We start from the raw sequence: 21,962 nt of genomic DNA, 5'->3' as shown, positions 1-21,962 counted from the left end.
CGAATTAACAATGCTTTATAAGGATTATGTTCTCTTTTATCATCCTCAATAATATAATCATCAGTAACATATTGTAAAGCACCCATTAACAATGCATCAGATTTACCACCACCAGCTTGACCACCATAAAATGATTCTTCAGTAGTATCTGCTAGGAAATGGCATTGTTCAAAGAAGGGATCGTGTGGAATATATGGATTATCCAGAATTGTTTTTGCTAGGTATGCTTGTTGCTTTACTGTTAATTCGTTTAAAGTAATTTGCATAACGTTCTAAACGCTCCTCTTCTGTTTCATCTGATTTGATGGTTTGGTTTAAATTTAATTCGCCAGATTGTTCTAATTCTATTTTGTCTGGTGTAGTGTCTTTGTAATTATTAGTTTGTCCTAATGCTGTACGGTGATTTTTTTGAGCAGTTTCTAAGTCTTTGCCTAAATCTGATTCCCATGCACTTAAACTTTGTAATTTCATTTCTAATTGTAATTTATATTCATCATCATTAGTTTCTTTTATTTCAGTCATTATTCGTTTCTTTTCATGGGTAATGTAATTTAAATCAAATTTTATACTATTTTCCATATGTTCCCATACTTCAAGATGTAGTTTATTGGCTTCTTTTTGTTTTTCTTTTCGTTCTAGTTCTTCTTTTCGATTATATAGTAATTGTAAGTCTTCTTTAATTGGAGTCCAGTTTACATTAGATGAAGTATCAGTTATATATTTAGCTGTACTTCCAGTTATTTCAGATAATTCTTTATAAGTAGGAAAACCATTATTAATCCATTGTATACGATTATTATATTGAGTATTTGTTTCTAATTTCTTTCTAACAGTATCGAAGTATTTTTTATAAGTGATTTCTTCAATTAAATCATCTATTTCACTTATACTTAATAATAAAATGTTAATTGGTTTATCAATGGTTTTAAGATTCATTATGATTCAACCTCTTATTTTCTCTTATTTTCTCTTATTTCAATATCTTTTTTGAGAAATTAGGTTTTGTATTTTTCATGTATAATTTTTGGAATTATCGTTCTCCAATTTATTTTATGATGATATCTCCCATATCTTATTGTTAATTCAGTATTATTCGGCGCTATTAGAACTGCGTATGCTGTTTTTCTTACAGTTCCTTCTTGTTTGTAAATGTCTGTTAGTCCACCCTCTTCTGATTGAGTTTCTTTCATTTGTATTGCCATAAATTTAAAATACATTTCATAAAATCCATATTTGTGTGTTTCCAATGCATTTATGAGGTCGTCATTTAATCTTCCACGCCATTTTGTAAATAATTCTTCATCATTTGGAAGATTATGTGCATTAAATACTCTTTGTCCGAATTTTAGCATTGTTGAAGGTAAACTCTCTAAAGGTAATGCAAAGCCAACATTGTTTAGTTTTGCATTATTTGCGAATTCTGCTATTTTATTTAAATATTTATAGAATAAATCACCATTCAATCTAATATTTCTTCCAGTTTTTGGATTTTTAATATAAAATGAATTATAATCATCATCAAATTGCCAATGTCTTATTTCTCCTCGTTCTTCACTTATTCTTCGTTAAAACGGAATCTTTTCTCTTGAAATATTCAAAACTCATGCACAGGCAATGTATCCTGGAGACTTATATGCTGGAGCTGAAAATGTTGCCAATTGCAGATGCTGGTTAAGATACACTAACCGCAGACCAAAAGGCTTAGGTCAAAAGCAAAGTGTCTTCGATATTCCGCCAACTTCTTATTTACATCCATCAAATAATCCAAGAGGCAATGCAAATAGTGGTGAGGTTAAAGTAAATCCGGTTGAAACCATCAAGACAACTATATCAGATACTACTAAAAAAGTCAGCAGTAAAATTAAACGTATTGGTAAGAACTTAACAGCAAAAATCAAAACACCAAAAATCAAATCCAAAAAACATAATTCCAAAACCGAAGTTAAATATGATTATTCTGAAAAATCCCCGCAAAAATTAGATAATCATACTCCAAAATCAAATACTCAAATCCAAACAACAGAAGATAAACCTATCCTTAATTTAAACAGCAAATATAGTTATCCAACATACATTTATAAAAATATAAATATAATCAAAGGATACCATCTCTTTGCAATACCAACAATAAGAAAATTATATGATGATCTTCCACACAATCTTAAGAAATATATTACTGAAATACGATTATGTCCTGAAAAATGGAGAGATGGAAAAAAATTGGCGGGAACTACAAAACAAAATTCCACAAAGATAAACTTATATTACATTCCAGATTATAATTATTCGCCTGCAATAATCCATGAGGCAGCACATGTATGGGATTATAATTCAGGTGAAAAAACATATAATTTATCAAATCATCCATTTTGGAAAATAGCATTTATATTGGATGAAATACATAAAATAAAACATGGAAACTATAATCATAAAGGTTATGTTTCTAGATATGCTATGTCTAAAGGGGAGGAATATAAAAAATATAAAAATCAACAGGATAGGATTTATGCAGAAGACTTTGCAGATTCAGTTAAATTTTATCAAACTAATAAGACAGAATTTGAGGAGAATAATCCTAATAGAGCCAGATTACTTTATTTGTGGGGTGGATTTTAATGTTGTATATAGAAGAGGAAAATACACTTTATGAAGTTTTTGACTTCCACAAAGGTAAAAAAATCATCATATACCTTGAAGAAGTAGGGAAAGATTTGTTGATAGTGGGTAAACCTTTCGGCACTCATTTGTTAGAACAAATTTTTGATGAAAATGATAATTTAATCAGCCAAAAATTTAAAATTAACCCTTATAAAGTGGACATGTCTATAGTTTTGATAGACGAATATGATTAAATGACTTTTTTACTATTTTTTGGATAAATGATAACTTTTATAAATCATCAGCACATAAGTATAATATGAATATGTACTCCTCATCTTCTATGTTGTTCAGTCATATTCAACTCTGTTTCAGACACTCTTGTAGTAACTCATGAAACTAAAAAATCCATTCCGATTTTGTTGTATGGTAAAAAATGTCTAAAATGCTGGTTTTTGGTTGTAGAATTGATATTTTACAACCTTTTTTAGACAATGAAAAAAAATACTATTTTTTAAATATTAATTTCTGTAAATTTATAAAAAAAGATAAAAGTATATATACTTAAAAAAATAATTTTTAATAAAAAACGAAGATGGGAAGAAAAGGACAGAACTTCAGGATGCTGGTTATATCCGTTAAAACGGAATCTTTTCTCTTGAAATATTCAAAACTAAAACGGATTGGCGTGAAGAACACAAAGCAATCCAAACAGAACAAAGAAGGTTAAGATTAATACCTGCTAAATAAAAATAATTGATTAGTTATGACATTTCGTGAAACAATTTCAAATTTAATTAAATCTTCAGTGGTTCGTGAATTTGATGATTCTATTTCAGAAGACATATTCAGGTATATTCAATCAGAAATTATTCCTAAATATGATGATTTAATTGATTGTCATATGTATAAATTGCCTGAAAAAGTTAATGTGGATGTGGAGTATATATTTAAATTAAAAGGACCATTACAAAAACAGGAGTTTGAAGATCTACGGAATAATGTATATGGTGCAATTGATAATTATTGTGATGAAATCAATGAACCGTATTATATTTTAAAAATTTTAATAGTATTAAGTGAAATTTAATACTTTAATTTTCTTTTTTTATTTTCGTTACAGTGATTATTGAGGGAAAAGATAAAAAATATTTTTTTTCTTTTTTTCTCCATCGTATTGAATAAGTTAAAACGGAATCTTTTCTCTTGAAATATTCAAAACTCCATACTAAAATCCATTTCAACATTCTTTTTGGCGCCGTTTTTTTATATTGTCGCTGAAAGATTTGTCGGTTTGAATGTCCGTGAACTTCTCAGCAATACTAAATAAACTATTCAAAAAATCCCCTAAAATTAATCTTCACTGCTATTTTTCTATAAATGCTAAACATCCAGCACATGAATGAGAACGGGAAAATCCTATAAGATAATGATAAGAATTTCACAAGTAATCCCCTATTGTCATCAGTATAGACCTCATTTTTAAACGGGGTTTGATTTGCATAAAAATTAAATGTTTCTCTTAATGGATGATTTTTAGCATTTCTAAACCAGGGCCTGCCATAAACGAACTGCACAAAATGGATGAAAATCGGATTTTCAATTGCATTTTCAGTTATCTCTTTGGTATAATATTGTGAAACTCCATAAAACTTTAAAATCTTACTATAACCCTCGCCAAAGAATGGGGTATGGATATTGTATTGCGGTGGAAGTTTCAGGATTTTATCTCTGCAGACAATGTTTATAACCCCTTGATCGTTGTGATAGACTTCTCCGTTAAACTTGATGATGCAGTCAATAAATCTCTCCTCCAGGTTATCTTCTCTCCATTTTTTAAGGTTAATCAATAAAAGACCTGTATTATAATGTGTTGTTTCATCAGGCAGATTCAGGAAGTGATTGATATAATTGGGACCCATATCCTCAACTGCAGCAATATAATAATCGTCAATGTCTGTTTCGTATAACTCTTTCAGTGAACCGTTTACAACCCCATCCACATCTAGATATAAGATTTTATCAATATCACCTGGAAGTAATGATGCTGTGAATAATCTTGCATAAGCTGTAAATGAAATTGTCGTTTTCATGTCAATTCCAACCATATCCTCGATATCGCCATATCTGATGAAATGTAAATTTATGTTATTGAATTTCTGGCAAACGGAATCAATCTTTGATTTATTTGCTTTTGTAATTCCGCCATCAAGTATGTAAATGGATATGTCTTGAAATTCATTGGAATTATTATTAAGTAATGATTGGATTAATACACCCGTTAAAAGAGCATAATTGTCATCTGAAGATAATAGAATGTTAATATTAACCAACTCTCATTATTATTGTAATAATATATTTTTAAATGTTTCAATAAATAATGTTCTCTTATTTTTGAACATTCTCTTTTTGTTTACAATAGCTTTATTAATGAAATATCTAAAACATATAAATTTTTTTAATAAATATCAAAAATTATTATAAAGAATATTAGGGATGATAAATAAACTTAAATATTAATTAATATATTAAATCTTGAGGATGGGACTATGGAAACAGTCGGAATGATTTTATGCGGAGGGTTTGGAAAACGTTTAAGACCCGTAACTGAAACAGTTCCAAAACCGTTAGTTGAAATTAGTGAAGATTATACAATTTTAGATAAACAACTTTTCGATTTTAAAAATGCAGGTGTTAATGAAGTTTATCTCTTAGCGGGATTTTTGCATGAAAAAATTGAAGAAAGATATGGTTCAGAGTATAATGGTGTCAAAATACATTATGTTATAGAAGATGAACCATTAGGCACTTTAAATGCAATCAGATTGGGTATGGAAGCTGTTAATGGAGACAAACAATGCATCATCAGAAATGGGGATATTGTTTCGGATGTAAACTTAAAAGCCATGATAGAATACGGTACTAAATCATCATTACCGGTTATAATGTTTGTAACTCAAATGCAATCCCCTTATGGCATAGTTGAAATGAATGGGGATCGTTTAATCTCATTTAAAGAAAAACCAATTCTTGAAGATTATTATATTAATGGAGGAATATATTTCACCAAATCAAAAATTGACTTTGGTGAATTTAAAACAGGAGATATAGAAAAACTTTATTTCCCAACCATAGCAAAAGAAAATAGTTTAGGATATTATAAAGAAAATGGAATATATTGGATTGCTGTTGACACATCAAAAGAATTAGAATCAGTTAAAAAAGAATATGAAAATAAAACAGATAAACCTTGGGGTTATGAAAAAGTACTGATTTTAACCGAGAAATATTTAACAAAAGAATTATACATCAAAGAAGGTTTTCAAACATCTTTCCATTATCATAACAAAAAAGATGAAACTATGTACATATTATCTGGTTCAGGATACATTGAATTTGAAGACAAAAAAGAATATTTCTCAAAAAACGATACAATACGTATAGAACCTGGTGTTGTACATTCAATTGTTGCAACTGAAAATACTTTATTGCATGAAGTTTCAACACCTTATTTGGATGATACTGTCTGGATTGAAGATTATTATGTTAGATAAAGGAATATGAATAATATGTCAAATGTTTTGAAAAAAGGAATAAGTATGGTATTGCTTTCCTACAAGGAAGAAGAAAACTTACGTGTGCTTCTGCCACAGATTAAAGAAAAACTGGAAGAATGCAAAGAACCATATGAGATTATTGTTGTGGATTCTAAAGAACCGTTGGACAACACCAGAGAGGTTTGCGAAGAAAACTGTGTCCGCTATGTGAATCAGGAAGGGACGGGGTTTGGTAACGCATTTCGTACAGGCATCCGTTTTGCACAGTATCAGAAATTTTTTATTATGGACGGTGACGGATCACATAACCCAGAATATATTCCCGACATTTATCATATCTTTATGAGTGAACATGCTGATGTGGCAATCGGTTCCCGTTATATTGAAGGTGGTATGAGCAATGACACTCTCATTTCACAGATTATGTCTCGTGTTCTAAATAGAATATATGGTGTTGTACTGGGGATTCATGCAAAAGAATTATCAACTAATTTTCGCCTGTATCATACTTGCAGACTCAAAGAGGTTGAGCCAGAGCTTACCAGCAAGCATTTTGATGTGGAAGAGGAAGTTCTTTTGAAATTGAAAATTAAAAAATCCTCAATGGGTAAAAAAATTAAAGTAGTGGAAACTCCTATCATTTTTGATGAGCGGATGTCCGGTAATTCCAAGCGCCACCTCTTTTCACTAATCATTGCTTATATGAAGAGTATATTTTACTTGACCACATTACGCTTTAAGGCGGCATTTGCAAGGATGTAATACATTAAGTTAATGTTTGCATTACCAATTTCTTCTGAGGATTGTCAAACTTTTAGCTTTGTTAGAATCGAATGTTTTCTATTTAAATATTCAAAACATTATCAATCCTGTTTAATTTTCCACCATTTGATTAGGAATATGGACACTTCAAGTGACCAATCACTATTAAGAGAATTAACCCCTCAATGTATCCAATTAAATATAATGATAGAATTGGAAAACTAAACTTTAATTTAAGTGATTCTTGATAATGTATCTCTTAAATCCCTTATTTTATCTTAGAATGCGAGAATACCTCAACTTCTTCAAGTCGAGAATAAAATACACAAATTTGAGAATACTTTTCTAATGCTCTTTGATACATTTTAAAAAGCTAAAATTAAAAAAATATAAATTATAAAATCCAATATAATTAATAACAAAAAAAATTAGTGATTTGCATGGATTTGATAAAACAGTATAATGAAAAAGAGTTAACAATAACTGTCAAAGATAGTATTGATACCATTACTGCACCTGACTTTGAAAATGAAATAATGGATGAAATGGGTAAATTTGATTCATTAATAATAGATTTCACTGATTTAAAATACATTTCAAGTGCAGGTTTAAGAGTTTTAATTGCTACTGAAAAAGAATTAAAACCACAAAATATTCCTTCTGTTATTAAAGTTAATGATACTATAAAAGAAATCCTGGAAATGTCCGGTTTTGATAAAATATTAAATATTGAGTAAAGTTAAAAAACAATATTTAACTTTTTTTAATAGTATACTCAATATTGTTAAAACCCAATACCTCACTAACTTTAATGTTATCCTGGGAAAAGGATCTTTCAATATCCTTCATCACTTCTCTTTTTCCTTCATCTTTCATATTGACGGCAATTTTATCACCATAATCAACCAATAATACCTCTACATGGACTTTTTCATCGTTTGAATCAAAAACAGTGTTAATTATCTCTTTCAATGTTTTTAAAGAGGATGAATCCACGTTCAAAGTTTTCAAATGATTAAACATTTCGCTTCTCTTGCCATCATCTTTGCTTTCCAGCGTGTAGTTTCTGGTTTTTCCTATTAATTCTTTTCTAATGAAAAACAACCCATAATATTCACTGTCCTTTCTTTCAACCATCTTTACATAAATGGCAACAGCAACTATTGATAAAACAAAACCTAACGGGAAAGATACCCAAACACTGGTAATGCCAATTAATGGATATAGTATGAATGTAAAAATCAAGGGTCCGAGCAGCTCCGAAATGACAGTGATGATTCCGGATTCAATTGTTCTTTCAATTCCTTCATAATAAAATAGCAACATGGTCGAAAAGGCCATAGGTATGAATGCCAATGAGTATATTCTAAGTGCATTTTCTACTAATGCATCATTAGGTATTTGGTTAAGGTTGAAAAATATCAATAAACCGTCAGGATATATCAACAGAAATGCAGTGAATATTATTGAACAGACCATTGTTGCAATAAGTGATTTTCGCACAATATGATTAAGGTTATAAAAATCATTCTGAGCATAATAAATCGGAACAATTGAAGACAATGTCTCTGCAAATCCCATGATAAAGATACTTATTATCAGCAATGCGTTTAAGCATACATTGAATATGTCCAAACCCAACTCTCCTAATATGCCTCCAAGAATTAGATTCATGATATAAATTAATATCACATTAAAAAGACCCATACTTGCGCCAGGAAGGCCAATATTAATTATTTCAATTGTGGAAGATAACCATGTTTTAATTTTCAAATTGGATAAAATGAATCTGAAGGTTCTTTTTGAATCGAAATGATATTTTAAGGTACAAATTAATCCAACTAAATAACCTATAAGCATTGCAATTGATGCTCCTTCAATGCCCATATGAAAAACACCTAGGAACAAATAATCTAAAATTATATTGATGATGTTTGCGACAATAATAACACCTGAAGCAAAATTCGGTTGTCCATCAACCCGAATAAATTGACCTAATACTCCCAATATGGTCACTATCGGAAAGGCCATGAATAAATATCTTCCATATGCTTTTACATAAGGTATTGCATCAGTAGTTGGATGCAATAGGCCAATTACAGCATCTTCAAATAAAATACATACTAAAAAAATTAAAATTGAAACAATTATTGTTGTAAGCATTGCAGTTGTGAAATAATGATTGCTTCCTTCGTCATCAAATTCTGCCTTTTTATTTAAAGCTAATATTTGGCCTCCCAATCCAAACAACCATTCAATTATTGTGATTAATAATATCAACGGCTCTAAAACCTGTAAAGCTGCTTGTCCATTGTGTCCAATGAATGTTGCCACAAAACTTGAATCAACAATTGCAGTTATGTTTAAGGCCATAGCTATAAGTATTGACGGCAACAATAATTCTCTAAATTTATGAGTTATTATTTCATTTGACATTGATTTTCCCCTTAATTAAAATAGTTGAATTTATTTAAATAATCTATTAATCGTTTAAGATACTCTTGATCTGGTTCAGGCCAATAAAATCCTAACGAGTTCAGAATTTCAGTGGTCTGTTCAATTTTAACATGTTCCTCAAAATCATCTTCTTCATCATCAAAGTCATCAACAGTAAAATCTGCTGTGATAATACCTTGTATATTATCATTCATATTCTGTTCGTAAATTTGTTTAAACTCATCGAAATCCACCTCAGAGATTCCATAACCATAGGTATTTAAAACATCAACAATGTCTCTATGAGAAATATAATGGTTATTCATACAATGGAATATTCTAGATTCCTCTGGAGATTTACATAAAGCAAGTATTCCTTTTGCAACATAATCTATTTGGCTCATATCAACCTCTTCATCAGCCATTGCAGGATTCAATGCTTTTAATTTTTTAATAGCTTTTAGATTGTTGAAAAATGCATTTGTATCATAGTTTTTCTGGAACAAACCATCAGAGTAACGACTCATCAAGTTTCCTACTCTAAATATTTTCACTGAAAGGCCATTAACGGCGGCTTCTAAGACCATTCTCTCAGCTAAAAATTTACTGCATATATATTTGTTTGTTAAATCTTGTTCATAGTATAATGTTCTTTCATTATATTTCTGATTCGGATATGCTTTTTCATTTAGAGAGTATGATGAAAGAACGCTGATTGTAGATATTTGCACATACCTTATGCTGTTTCTTGTTTGGGCAAATTTAATTCCATTAATTACCCCATCAACATTTACCTTGAATATATAATCATCGGCAGTGTAGTGCTTTACAATTGCAGCTGCGTTTATAATTGTATCAATCGGTTCATCTTCAAGTTTCTTGAAATCATCAATTTCAGTTATGTCCCCTTCAATTAAAATAATGCGTGACCCAAATAGATCTGAGAAATCTTCATCAAAGTAATAATTCATCAAATCGATTAAACGTTCTTCACAGGAATCAAATTTACCTTTTCTTAACATACAATAAATTTTTCCTTCCTCATTCTTGATGAATTCATATAGGATGTGGATTCCTAAAAATCCTGTAGCTCCAGTCAATAAAACATTGCCCAATTGTGATTTTTCACCATCAAAGAAGTTTTCTAAGGTATTTTCTTCGAGAAGTTTGTTGATTTCATCATAGTTGTAGTTTTTGATAATGTCATCTTCCACATTCAACTCCTCTTCAGGATTACTTTCACCGGACAATAATTTCGCTAGTGCTTTAGGAGTTTTATTTTTGAAAATATCATCATATCTTATACTATATCCTTGTTTAAGAAGTTCAATAATTAATTTTGATGCAACAAGGGATGTACCTCCAATTTCAAAGAAATCATCTTCAGCTCCAACTGTCTCTATATTTAATATGGAGGAGAATATTGCACAGATTTCCTGTTCAAGTTTTGTTTTTGGCGCTACATAATTCAGTTCCATTTTTGGATCTGGAAGTTCTTTAAAATCTGTTTTACCGTTTGGTGTTTGTGGCATTTCATCAAGCTGCATGAATACTGTTGGCACCATATATTCAGTAAGACGGTCTTTTAAAAATTCTTTTAAATCATCACTATCGATGACCTCATCAGCAGTGTAATAAACACATAAATGGTCGTTGTTGTTAATCTTTTTAATTACAACCACTGCTTGTTTCATATTTGGATATTTGCTTATGTTAGTTTCGATTTCGCCAATTTCTATTCTTAATCCTCTTAATTTTATTTGATTGTCAATTCTTCCCTTGATGTCAATTTCACCATTTGGAAGTTCAATAGCATAATCTCCACTTCTGTAGTATGGAATGCCATTGATAGTTAAAAATACTTCTTCGGTTTTTTCAGGCATGTTGTAATATCCTTTTCCAACACCCATACCTCCAATGTAGAGTTCACCCATTACACCATTAGGAACCAATTTACCATCAATATCACGAACATCAGTGACATAATTGGTTAAAGGAGGTCCCACAGTTAAATTATTTATGTCTGTGACTTCTTTGTTGTTGGATGTGATTGTTGTTTCTGTTGGGCCGTAACTGTTATAGACAACCGCATCAGTGTATTTTCTCAAATTCTCGTAAACTTTTGCTGAAAACTGCTCACCACCAAGGAAAATGCATTTCAAACAGGAAATTACATCACAAAATTCATTTAATTCAAGATAAGATGCAATTCTTGAAGGAGTAATCTCCAAGACTTCAGGTTTATTGTAATCAATTAATTTAATAAGCTCAGCAATATTTCTAATTTGAATATCATCAGCCAATATTAACTTTAATCCGTTTGAAAGTGAGGTCAAAATATCATCAACAGACACGTCAAAAGATATGGTTGTAATACAAAGCAAGCTTTCATAAGTGGATTTAGGGTTTTGAGCCTGATTGCAAATGTTTTTATGACTAATCATTACTCCCTTAGGATTGCCGGTAGATCCTGAAGTATAAATCATATATGCCAAATCATCCGGAAGAACATCAACATTAGGATTATTAGTACGTTCCTCTTTAAGAAGTTCGACAACATTTAATGAATTTTCAGATGTTTCGCCGCTTATAATGTAATTCGCCTGACTGTTTTCATAGATATAATTAATCCTTTCTTGAGGATATGCTGGATCAATTGGAACAAAAGCACAACCAGCCTTCAGGACACCCAAAATGGAAGATATCAGATTACTCTGCCTATTAAGCATTATAAGAACATTGCTTTTTGGTTTTACACCTCTCTTGATTAATGCATTTGCAATCTTATTACTTTTTTCATTTAACTCACCATAAGTTAAAGTGGCATCACTAGCAACCAATGCCACATCATTCGCTTTTTCAACAACCTGTTTTTCAAAGCGCTTATGTAAAAGTGGAGTGTCAATCTCTTCAAATTCCGGAATTTCCCCTTCCACCAATTCAATGTCATTTAGTTTCAATTTATCCATATCATTTACAAAGAATTGGAATAGAATATATTTAATTGAACGTAAGAACAGATTAATGTACTCTTCAGTATATATCTGATCGTTATACTCCATATACAATGTAATAACTTCCCCATCGTCAAAGATGTCTAAGTTTATTTTATAGTCAGTTGAAACAGTACCGTCAAGATCAATAGCTTCATAATTTCTACCATTAAGTTCAATTTCACTTTTTAATGATTCATGGAATGCATAGAAGAATTCTGGTTTTAATTGATAGTCTTCTGCGAGTTTAGTGTATGGATAATTGCTATGAGTTAATGCATCTTTCCATGCTTTGTCAACTACTTTAATGTAGTCTTCAACCATCATGTCACGATTTTCACCATTTACAATAATAGGTAAAGTTTTAACCAACATTCCTTGGGTATTGGAGTAACTTGAGTTTGCTCTACCGTTGAAAATTGTTGTAATCAATGATTTGCCACTAAATGTAAATTTATTAAGACATAAAAGTGTAGCGGCCATAAATAAAACGTTTGAACTTATTGAGTGGTCTTTGCAGAAGTGTTTAACAAAACTGGAATTCAATTGGTCTGAAACTAGTTTAATATTTCCCACATCAGGGTCACCATTAATATTTGGAGTAAGAACAGTTGACTCTATGCCTTGACCAAATTGTTTTTTAAAGAATCTTTCGGAGACCTCTGAACGAGATGTTTTCTCTTCAATTAGACTGTATGCATATCCATCAATTTTTTCTGTTTCTATTTCTTCATTGTTATATGCTTTGGCTAAATCATTGAAGAAAATACCTTGAGACACCCCATCAGAAATAATATGATGGAAATCAAAGAATAATATTGTTTCTGTTGGTGTTTTATAGATTTTAAATCTAAACAATTGATTGTTGTCCAATGGAATTGGCTTTATGTCATTATCCATTATTTTCCTATTGCTAATGGAATCTATTTCCACAATTTCTATATTCTCAATTTCTGCATCATCACATCTTTTTTGCAATATTTTTCCATCGTCAGTGTTAATAATTCTTGTTTTGAGATATGGATGTGCTTCAACAGTTTCGATGATTGCTTCTTTAAGTCTGTTAGGGTCGATACTGCTATCAAACCTTATTGCAAACGGCATTGTATATTTGATCTTTTCGGTTTGCATACATTCATAATAGATTCCCAATTGGTTTGAAGTCAATGGGAAATACTGCCTGCCTTTTGCAGTTTCAATGATTTCATCCATGTCTATTTCGGATTCGACATTATTGTCAATCTTATCTGCGAGAGATTTGATTGTTGGATTTGTGAATAATGAGGTTATATCAATATTTACATTTGTTTCATTGAAAATCATGGAGTTCAGTTTCATCAATGTCAAAGAAGAGAAACCAAGTTCATACAAATCATCTGTTGTACCGAATTTATCTGTATTGGCAATAGATGCAACAAGCTCAACCAGTTTTTTCTCTGTTTCGCTTTCAGCTTCCACAAACTCCAAATTCAATTTTGGTTTTGGAAGTCTTTTAATATCTGTTTTACCGTTTGGAGATATTGGCATCTCATCAATCTGCATGAATACAGTTGGAACCATATATTCAGTTAATTTATTTCCCAAATATCTCTTCAATAGATTTATGTCTATTTCTTCTTCAGCAGTGAAATAAGCGCATAAATGTTCAACATTGTTGATTTCTTTAATTACAACAGCAACCTGATTAACACGAGGGAATTTAGCAATATTTGATTCAATTTCACCAATCTCTATTCTTAATCCTCTTAATTTAATTTGGTTGTCAATCCTTCCTTTTATCAATAAATTTCCATTTGGAAGTTCAATTGCATAGTCCCCACTTCTATAATATGGAATACCATTAATTTTTATGAATACTTCTTTGGTTTTTTCTGCCATATTGTAATATCCTCTAGCTACACCATTACCTCCAATGTATAATTCACCCATCACACCAGAAGGCACTCGTTTACCGTCAATATCCCTAACTTCAGTTATGCAATTGTGCAGAGCCTTTCCAATAGTTAAATTATCTGCACTGGTGAGTTTGTAAGCATTACATATTACTGTTGTTTCGGTTGGGCCGTAAATATTATATACATCCAAATCAGGATACTCTAAAAGTTGTGCAATCAAGTCTTGAGGTACCATTTCCCCACCAACTGCAATATATTTGAAGTTAGATGCCTCTTTGGCGAATTCATCATATTCCATGTATTGTTTAAATCTTGATGGTGCTGTAAATGTAAGTGAATCTGGTTTTTCCCTTTTGATTAACTCAACTAATTCTTTAATATTCTTTATTTCACTGTCATTGGCTAGAACCATTTCCAAACCGTAGGTTAATGGCATGAAATCAAGTAGGAATGCATCAAATGATACTGTTGAAAGAGCCAGTGTCTTTTTCATATTCGAATATGCATTATACACTACACTGTCCTCGCTTTTAGAAAATAGGTTTGTAATATTTTTATGACTGGTCATTACTCCCTTTGGATTTCCTGTGGAACCTGAAGTATAAATCATATATGCCAGATCATCTGGAGCAATTTCCACATGAGGGTTTGACACATTATCCTCGCTGAGCAATTCTTCAACATCAATTGAATTTTCAATTTTTCCGTCTGCAATTAGATAATCAGCCTGGCTGTTTTCAAAAATATAATCAATTCTACCTTTAGGATAGTTTATATCTATAGGTATGAATGCACAGCCTGCTTTTAAGACACCTAAAATAGTTGAAATCAAATTGCTGCTTCTTGGAAGCATTACCAATACATTACTATTAGGTTTGATTCCCTTGTTAATGAGTGCATTAGCAACACGATTGGCCTTTCGGTTAAGTTCTCCGTAGGTCAATGTAGAATCACTAGCAATCAATGCAACATTTTCCGGAGTTTCATCGACCTGTTTTTCGAAACGCTTATGGATAAATGGAATTTCCACTTCGCTAAACTCATGTAACTCATCATCATCCCGTAAGTTTACATCACAAATTCTGCAGTTGTCCACATCATTTTCAATGAATTGGGATAAAATTTTCTTCATAGAGTCCAAAAAGATTTTGACATAATCCTCACTGTACAGTTGGTCATTATATTCCAGAATCACATTAAACTCATCACCATCATCATAAATGGCTAAGTTGATTTTAGATTCAACTGTAACCATGTCAACACCATCCAAATCTTCTGGGATGTACTTGTTATTGTTTATTATCATTTCATCTGATTCCAAGAATTCATGATAAGTATAGAAAAATTCCGGTTTTAATTGATATTCCTCTGCAATTTTAATATAAGGATATGCAGTATTCTTTAACGTATCTTTCCATGTTTGGTCAACGGATTTGATGAAATCCCTGATGGATACTTGCCTATCCTCATTATTGATGACAAATGGAATGGTTTTTACTAGGAATCCCTGTGTATTGAAATAGCTTGGACTTGACCTACCATTAAATATTGTTGTTATCAATGTCTTGTCGCTGAATGTGAATTTATTTAGGCTCAATATTGTACTTGCGATAAACAAAGCATTCTTACTTATATGATTAACATTGCAAAACTCATTAATTAATTCTGAATCAATAATGTCAGAAACAAATTTTATTTTACCTTCATCAGGATTTCCATTAAGATTTGGAGTCAGAACGGTAGATTCAATCTCTTGGGTTAACTTATCGTCAAAAAATTCCTTTGCAGACTGGTATATCTCACTGTTCTCAGCATCTTTTTCCAGAAGACTGTATGTATAACCATCGATTATCTCTTGTGAAATATCCCTATTTTCATAGATATCTGCAATATCTCTAAATAAATTGTTTTGTGATACTCCGTCAGTGATTATATGATGGAAATCTGTGAATAGGACAACCTCATCTGGAGTTTCATATATTTTAAATCTAAACAGTTGACTGTCATCTGGAGAAATCGGCCTAACATCATTTTTAACGATATCCTCATCACGGATGCTGTCAACTTTAACGATTTCAATATCTTCAATTTCTATATCATCACATCTTTTCTGCTTTAACTCTCCATCATAAGTTACAATTCTTGTCTTAAGATATGGATGTGCTTCAATTGTTTTTAGAATAGCTTCTTTAAGTCTGTTTGCATCAACATCACTGCCCAATCTTACTGTTGTAGGCATTGTATACTTAATCACATCGGGATTCTGCATACATTCATAGTAAATACCCAGCTGATTTTCTGTTAAAGGATAATATTCCATGTCTTTAGCCAATTCAATGAGCTCTTTAAGGTCAGATTCTTTTTCAGAAGAATTATCAATTTCTATTGCAAAGTTTCTAATAGTCGGTTCATTGAATAATGTGGAAATGTCCAAATTCACATCCATCTGTTCATATATTATGGAATTAAGTTTCATTAATGTCAATGAAGTAAAACCAATAGCGTACAAATCATCAGTAACACCAAATTCATCTACTCTTACAAGTGATGAAACAATTTCATATAACTCCTCTTCAGTTGCTGTTTCTGGCATCACTAACGCAAGTTTAAGCTCAGGTTCAGGTAGTTGTTTCAAGTCTGTCTTACCGTTTGGTGTTTTAGGCATCTCATCAAGCTGCATGAATACAGTTGGAACCATATATCTGGTAAGGCGATCTTTTAAGTATTCTTTTAAATCATCAGCATCAATTTCCTCATCCGCAGTATAATATGCGCAAAGATGGTCGTTATTGTTAATCTCCTTGATTACAACAACAGCCTGCTTGATGTTTGGGTATTGGCCTATATTAGTTTCAATTTCGCCAATTTCTATTCTTAATCCTCTTAATTTGATTTGATTGTCAATCCTTCCCTTGATGTCAATCTCACCATTTGGAAGCTCGATTGCATAATCCCCACTTCTGTAGTATGGAATACCATCAATGGTCAAAAATACTTCCGTGGTTTTTTCAGGCAGGTTATAGTATCCTTTACCTACACCTGTACCTCCGATGTACAATTCACCCATTACACCTAATGGAAGCAATTTACCATCAATATCACGGACATCAGTAATGTAATTAGTTAAAGGATGTCCTACAGTCAAGTCATTGACATCAGTGACTTCCTTGTTGTTGGAAGTGATTGTTGTTTCTGTTGGACCATAACTGTTATAGACAACTGCATCACTGTATTTTCTTAATTCCTCAAATACACTACCTGAAAATTGTTCTCCGCCAAGGAAAACACATTTCAAACAGGAAATCGCATTGCAGAACTCACCTACTTCAAGGTAAGATGCAAATCTTGAAGGTGTGATTTCAAGAACTTCAGGTTGGTTTTCATCAATTAATCTTATTAGTTTTGGAGTGCTTTTTATTTGTGTATCATCGGCTAGAATCAATTTCAACCCATTTGAAAGGGATGTCAATATATCATCCACTGACACGTCAAATGAAATGGTTGTAATACAAAGCAAACTGTCATAAGTGGATTTAGGGTTTTGTGCCTGATTGCAGATGTTTTCATGGCAAATCATTACGCCTTTAGGATTTCCTGTAGAACCGGAAGTGTAAATCATGTAGGCCAAATCATCAGGGTCCACATCAACATTAGGATTATGCGAATTACCTTGTTTAAGCAGCTCTTCAATGTCCAGAGATGTTTCTCCAGATTCATTAGTAATAATATAATCAGCCTGACTGTTTTCATAAATGTAGTTGATTCTCTCTTGAGGATATTCTGGGTCAATTGGAATAAATGCACAACCTGCTTTAAGTATACCTAAAATGGAAGCGATTAAGTTGCTGTCCCTTGAAAGCATGACTAGAACATTGCTTTTCGGTTCAACCCCTCTATTGATTAAAGCATTAGCAATAATATTTGCCTTTTCATCTAATTTTTTATAAGTCAAGGTTTCATTACTAGCAACAAGAGCGATTTCATCTCTCCTTTCCATTACTTGTTTCTCAAAGCGCTTATGCAAAATAGGAGTATCGACTGGAGTGAATGTAGGTGTCTCCTTTCTTTCGCCCAATTCGATTTCACTGATGCATAATTCTTTAATATTCTCTTCAGTTAATTGATTTATCACATCAACTATACAGTTTAAGAAGGTCTCGATGTAATCTGCACTGTACAATTGGTCATTGTATTGGATGAATAATTCAATGTTGTCCTTGGTTTCATTAACATCAAGGGATATTTTATAATTGACCTCAAGTGAGTTCAAGTACTTGACTTTGTATGTCTTTTCGGCGATTTTGATGTTTTCAGCATCAAGATTGTTGTATGCATAGAAAAACTCCGGTTTTAGTCCGAACTCTTCAGAAATTCTAGTGTAAGGATAATCGGAATGACTTATAGTTTCCATCCAGATGTCATTCACTGATTTTAAGTATTCTTTAATTGATAAATTCCTATTATCATTTATCGATACGATTGGAAGTGTTTTAACAAGCAATGCTTGAGTATTGATGTATGATGAGTTTGTCCGTCCATTGAAAATGGTTGTAATCAAGGTCTTGTCAGTGAATGTGTACTTATTCAGGTTCAGCATGGTTATTGCCATGAACAAAACATTAGGAGTTATCTTATTGTCACTGCAAAACTTATTAACCAATTCCGGATTAATATTTTTAGAAATTGACTTTAAAATTCCTTCCTCAAAATTACCATTCAAGTTAGGAGTTAGAACAGTCGAATCAACTTCCTGGGTTAATTTATCTTGGAAGAACTTTTTAGATGCCTCATATTTTTCACTATTTTCATTTTCACTTTCAATCAGGCTGTTGACGTAACCATTAATTGTTTCTTTTTCAATTTCTCTTGCCTGATAAGCATTAGCAATATTTGTGAATAGTTTATCCAATGATTCACCATCAGAGATTATATGGTGGACATCTGAAAATAGAATTGTTTCACTAGCCGTTTTATATATTTTGAATCTAAACAATTGGTCATTGTGCAAATCGAATATCTTCAGGTTTTCCTTTTGAATTTCCTCATCGGAAATGTCATCAACACTAACGATTGGGATATCATCAATAGCTATTGAATCGTCACGTTTTAACATTACTTTACCTTTTTCTGCAATAATCCTTGTTTTAAGGTAAGGATATGTTTCAATGGTCTTGATGATGGCATCTTTTAATCTATCTGCATCAATTTCACCATCAAACCTTATAATTGATGGGAGGTTATACTGTGCAACATCACCGCTTTGAATGCATTCATAATAGATTCCCATTTGATTTTCTGTCAATGGATAATACTCCATACTCTCGGATAATTCGATTACACTATTCAAATCAATAATGTCATTATTTTCAATTTCATTTGCAATGTTTTTGATTGTAGGATCATTCAATAATGAAATGATATCCAAATTAACACCCATTTCCTCATAAATTTTTGCATTTAATTTCATCAATGTCAATGAAGTAAATCCTACAGCATACAAATCATCAGTGGTACCGAAATCCATTGTATTGCTGATTGATGAAGCGATTTCATGCAACCTTATTTCTGTTTCAGTTTCTGGAAGTGTTAGCGTTAATGTCAATTGAGGTTCTGGCAATTGTTTCAAGTCTGTCTTACCGTTTGGAGTTTGTGGCATTTCATCAAGCTGTATAAACACGGTTGGAACCATATAGCGTGTTAAACGGTCCTTTAAAAACTCTTTTAAATCATCACTGTCAATTTCCCCATCAGCAGTATAATATGCACAGAGATGATCGTTATCGTTAACCTCTTTAATAACAACAACTGCCTGTTTTATATTTGGATATTGGCTTATGTTGGTTTCAATTTCACCAATCTCAATTCTTAAACCCCTTAATTTTATTTGATTATCAATCCTTCCCTTAATATCAATCTCACCATTTGGAAGCTCTATAGCATAATCCCCACTTCTATAATAAGGAATGTTGTTTATTGTTAAAAATACCTCTTCGGTCTTTTCAGGTATGTTGTAGTATCCTTTACCAACACCTATACCTCCAATGTAGAGTTCACCCATTACACCATTAGGCACCAATTTGCCGTCGATATCACGAACATCAGTGATATAATTGTCAAGAGGAACACCTACATTAATGTCATCAATACTCAAAACCTCCTTGTTGTTTGAGGTGATTGTTGTTTCTGTTGGACCGTAACTGTTATAGACAACTGCGTCACTGTATTTTCTTAATTCCTCAAATACCTTAGCTGAAAATTGCTCTCCACCAAGGAAAACGCATTTCAAACAGGAAATTGCATTGCAAAACTCTTTTACCTCAAGATATGATGCTAGTCTTGAAGGTGTGAAATCAGCCACTTCAGGCTTATTCTCATTAATCAATTTGGCCAGTTCAGGAATATTTTTTATTTCAACATCATTTGCAAACACCAATTTCAATCCGTTGGAAAGTGAAGTGAGTATATCATCAATGGCCACATCAAAAGAAATGGTTGTAATGCACAGCAAGCTATCATAAGTGGATTTAGGATTTGTAACTTGATTACAAATGTTTTCATGTGAAATCATTACTCCCTTAGGATTTCCAGTGGACCCTGAAGTGTAAATCATATAAGCCAAATCATCCGCCTCAACATTAACATCTGGATTTTCAATGTTGCCTTCTTTAAGCAGTTCATTAACGTCTAACGTGTTTTTTCCAGATTCATTAGAAATGATATAGTCTGACTGACTGTTTTCATAAATATAGTTTATCCTATCTTGAGGATATTCCGGATCAATTGGAATAAATGCACATCCTGCCTTTAGGATACCTAAGATGGAAGCAATCAGATTGCTGTTTCTCGGAAGCATGAATAAAACATTGCTTTTAGGTTTGACTCCCTTATCGATTAAGGCATTTGCGATGACATTTGCCTTTTCATCCAACTGTCTATAGGTCAATGTGGTATCACTAGCAACAAGAGCGATTTCATCAGGTTTAAGAGTTACTTGCTTTTCAAATCGTTTGTGAATCAAAGGCATTTCAACTTCACTAAAATGAATATCTTCATTTTCCCCCACAAGGGCAAATTCACAAATTTCTGTTTTTTCAATATTCACATCAATAATTTGGTTTATGATTTTTTCAAGGCTTGATAAGAATAAATCTATGAAATCTTCACTATACAATTCATCATTGTAAAATAAGGACAATAAAATACTTTTATCATTTTCAGTAATAATTAGATAATTTGAATATTCTAAATCAGGTTTTAAATTTTCATCAAAAGAATAATAAAATTCAGGCTTTAAAATAAGGTCTTCATCATCAACATATTCATCAAATTCTAAAGTGTTAACATAATTTTCATGAATTTTTTCCAGAAATTCCCTGATGGAAATTTCTCTGTTTTCAAATTTGGCAGCAAATGGAACATTATTCTGATTAAAGATTAAAGTTTCATCTGTAAAATTGAATTTATTTAGTGTTAAAGTCAAACCAGCCAGCAAAACATCGTTGATTGAAATTGAATTGGCATCAGCAAATTCAACTAGATTTTCTTTTTTAATTTCATGTTTTAATTTCTTAATTACACCATTTTCTTTTGATCCATTCTTATTTGGAGCAATTAGGGTTGATTCATCGAAACTACTCCATAATTTTGAAAGATATTCCTTGAAAAAAATTTTATTGTTCATAATCTCAAACCTTTAACTATTCAAAGATAATTAAATATAT

12 protein-coding genes are annotated in these 21,962 nt (G+C 31.6%); 6 read left to right on the top strand and 6 right to left on the bottom strand.

From position 1 onward, the window contains the following. The 3 genes from ACKI32_RS04165 to ACKI32_RS04155 all read right to left on the bottom strand — a co-directional run. The coding region (locus ACKI32_RS04165; protein WP_407413797.1) for a hypothetical protein at positions 1-266 on the bottom strand (266 nt) is incomplete at its 3' end. Further along, positions 199-936, bottom strand: a complete 738-nt coding sequence (locus ACKI32_RS04160; protein ID WP_407413795.1) for a hypothetical protein — start codon at positions 934-936, stop codon at positions 199-201. The genes ACKI32_RS04165 and ACKI32_RS04160, both read right to left, overlap by 68 nt. 59 nt (positions 937-995) lie before the next feature. Further along, positions 996-1,463 (bottom strand): hypothetical protein, encoded by a 468-nt coding sequence (locus ACKI32_RS04155; RefSeq protein ID WP_407413793.1) that lies wholly within the window; start codon positions 1,461-1,463, stop codon positions 996-998. A 151-nt stretch (positions 1,464-1,614) separates the two neighbouring features. Between ACKI32_RS04155 and ACKI32_RS04150 the strand changes: the two genes are divergently transcribed. The 3 genes from ACKI32_RS04150 (at position 1,615) to ACKI32_RS04140 (ending at position 3,688) form a co-directional block, all read left to right on the top strand. Further along, entirely contained in the window at positions 1,615-2,616 is a 1,002-nt protein-coding gene (locus ACKI32_RS04150) for a hypothetical protein (RefSeq protein ID WP_407413791.1), read from the top strand. Next, complete coding sequence (locus ACKI32_RS04145; RefSeq protein WP_407413789.1) at positions 2,616-2,852, top strand: hypothetical protein; 237 nt, start codon at positions 2,616-2,618, stop codon at positions 2,850-2,852. Before ACKI32_RS04150 ends, ACKI32_RS04145 begins: the two co-directional genes overlap by 1 nt. A 512-nt stretch (positions 2,853-3,364) precedes the next feature. Continuing rightward, positions 3,365-3,688, top strand: coding sequence for a hypothetical protein (locus ACKI32_RS04140; protein WP_407413787.1), 324 nt, complete (start codon positions 3,365-3,367; stop codon positions 3,686-3,688). Between the two features lie 241 nt (positions 3,689-3,929). Here ACKI32_RS04140 and ACKI32_RS04135 read toward each other — a convergent pair whose 3' ends face one another. After that, positions 3,930-4,931: a glycosyltransferase family 8 protein gene (locus ACKI32_RS04135; RefSeq protein ID WP_407413785.1), complete on the bottom strand. Its 1,002-nt coding sequence runs from the start codon at positions 4,929-4,931 to the stop codon at positions 3,930-3,932. Between the two features lie 216 nt (positions 4,932-5,147). On the opposite strand from ACKI32_RS04135, the gene ACKI32_RS04130 reads away from it, so the two are divergent. The 3 genes from ACKI32_RS04130 (at position 5,148) to ACKI32_RS04120 (ending at position 7,654) form a co-directional block, all read left to right on the top strand. Further along, positions 5,148-6,152, top strand: coding sequence for a sugar phosphate nucleotidyltransferase (locus ACKI32_RS04130; protein ID WP_407413783.1), 1,005 nt, complete (start codon positions 5,148-5,150; stop codon positions 6,150-6,152). Positions 6,153-6,167: 15 nt separating this feature from the next. After that, entirely contained in the window at positions 6,168-6,917 is a 750-nt protein-coding gene (locus ACKI32_RS04125) for a glycosyltransferase (protein WP_407413781.1), read from the top strand. Between the two features lie 440 nt (positions 6,918-7,357). Then, entirely contained in the window at positions 7,358-7,654 is a 297-nt protein-coding gene (locus ACKI32_RS04120; protein WP_407413779.1) for an STAS domain-containing protein, read from the top strand. A 16-nt stretch (positions 7,655-7,670) separates the two neighbouring features. Here the strand turns inward: ACKI32_RS04120 and ACKI32_RS04115 are convergent, their stop codons facing one another. Both ACKI32_RS04115 and ACKI32_RS04110 read right to left on the bottom strand, forming a co-directional pair. Continuing rightward, the gene (locus ACKI32_RS04115) at positions 7,671-9,353 is read right to left on the bottom strand and encodes an MATE family efflux transporter (RefSeq protein WP_407413777.1); all 1,683 of its coding nucleotides are present in this window, start codon (positions 9,351-9,353) and stop codon (positions 7,671-7,673) included. An 11-nt stretch (positions 9,354-9,364) separates the two neighbouring features. Next, the gene (locus tag ACKI32_RS04110; RefSeq protein ID WP_407413775.1) at positions 9,365-21,922 is read right to left on the bottom strand and encodes an amino acid adenylation domain-containing protein; all 12,558 of its coding nucleotides are present in this window, start codon (positions 21,920-21,922) and stop codon (positions 9,365-9,367) included. Positions 21,923-21,962: the final 40 nt, after the last annotated feature.

Origin of the sequence: Methanobrevibacter sp. (assembly GCF_045611865.1) — an archaeon.
Classification (GTDB): Archaea; Methanobacteriota; Methanobacteria; order Methanobacteriales; family Methanobacteriaceae; genus Methanocatella.
This window is presented reverse-complemented; position numbering and strand designations above follow the sequence as displayed.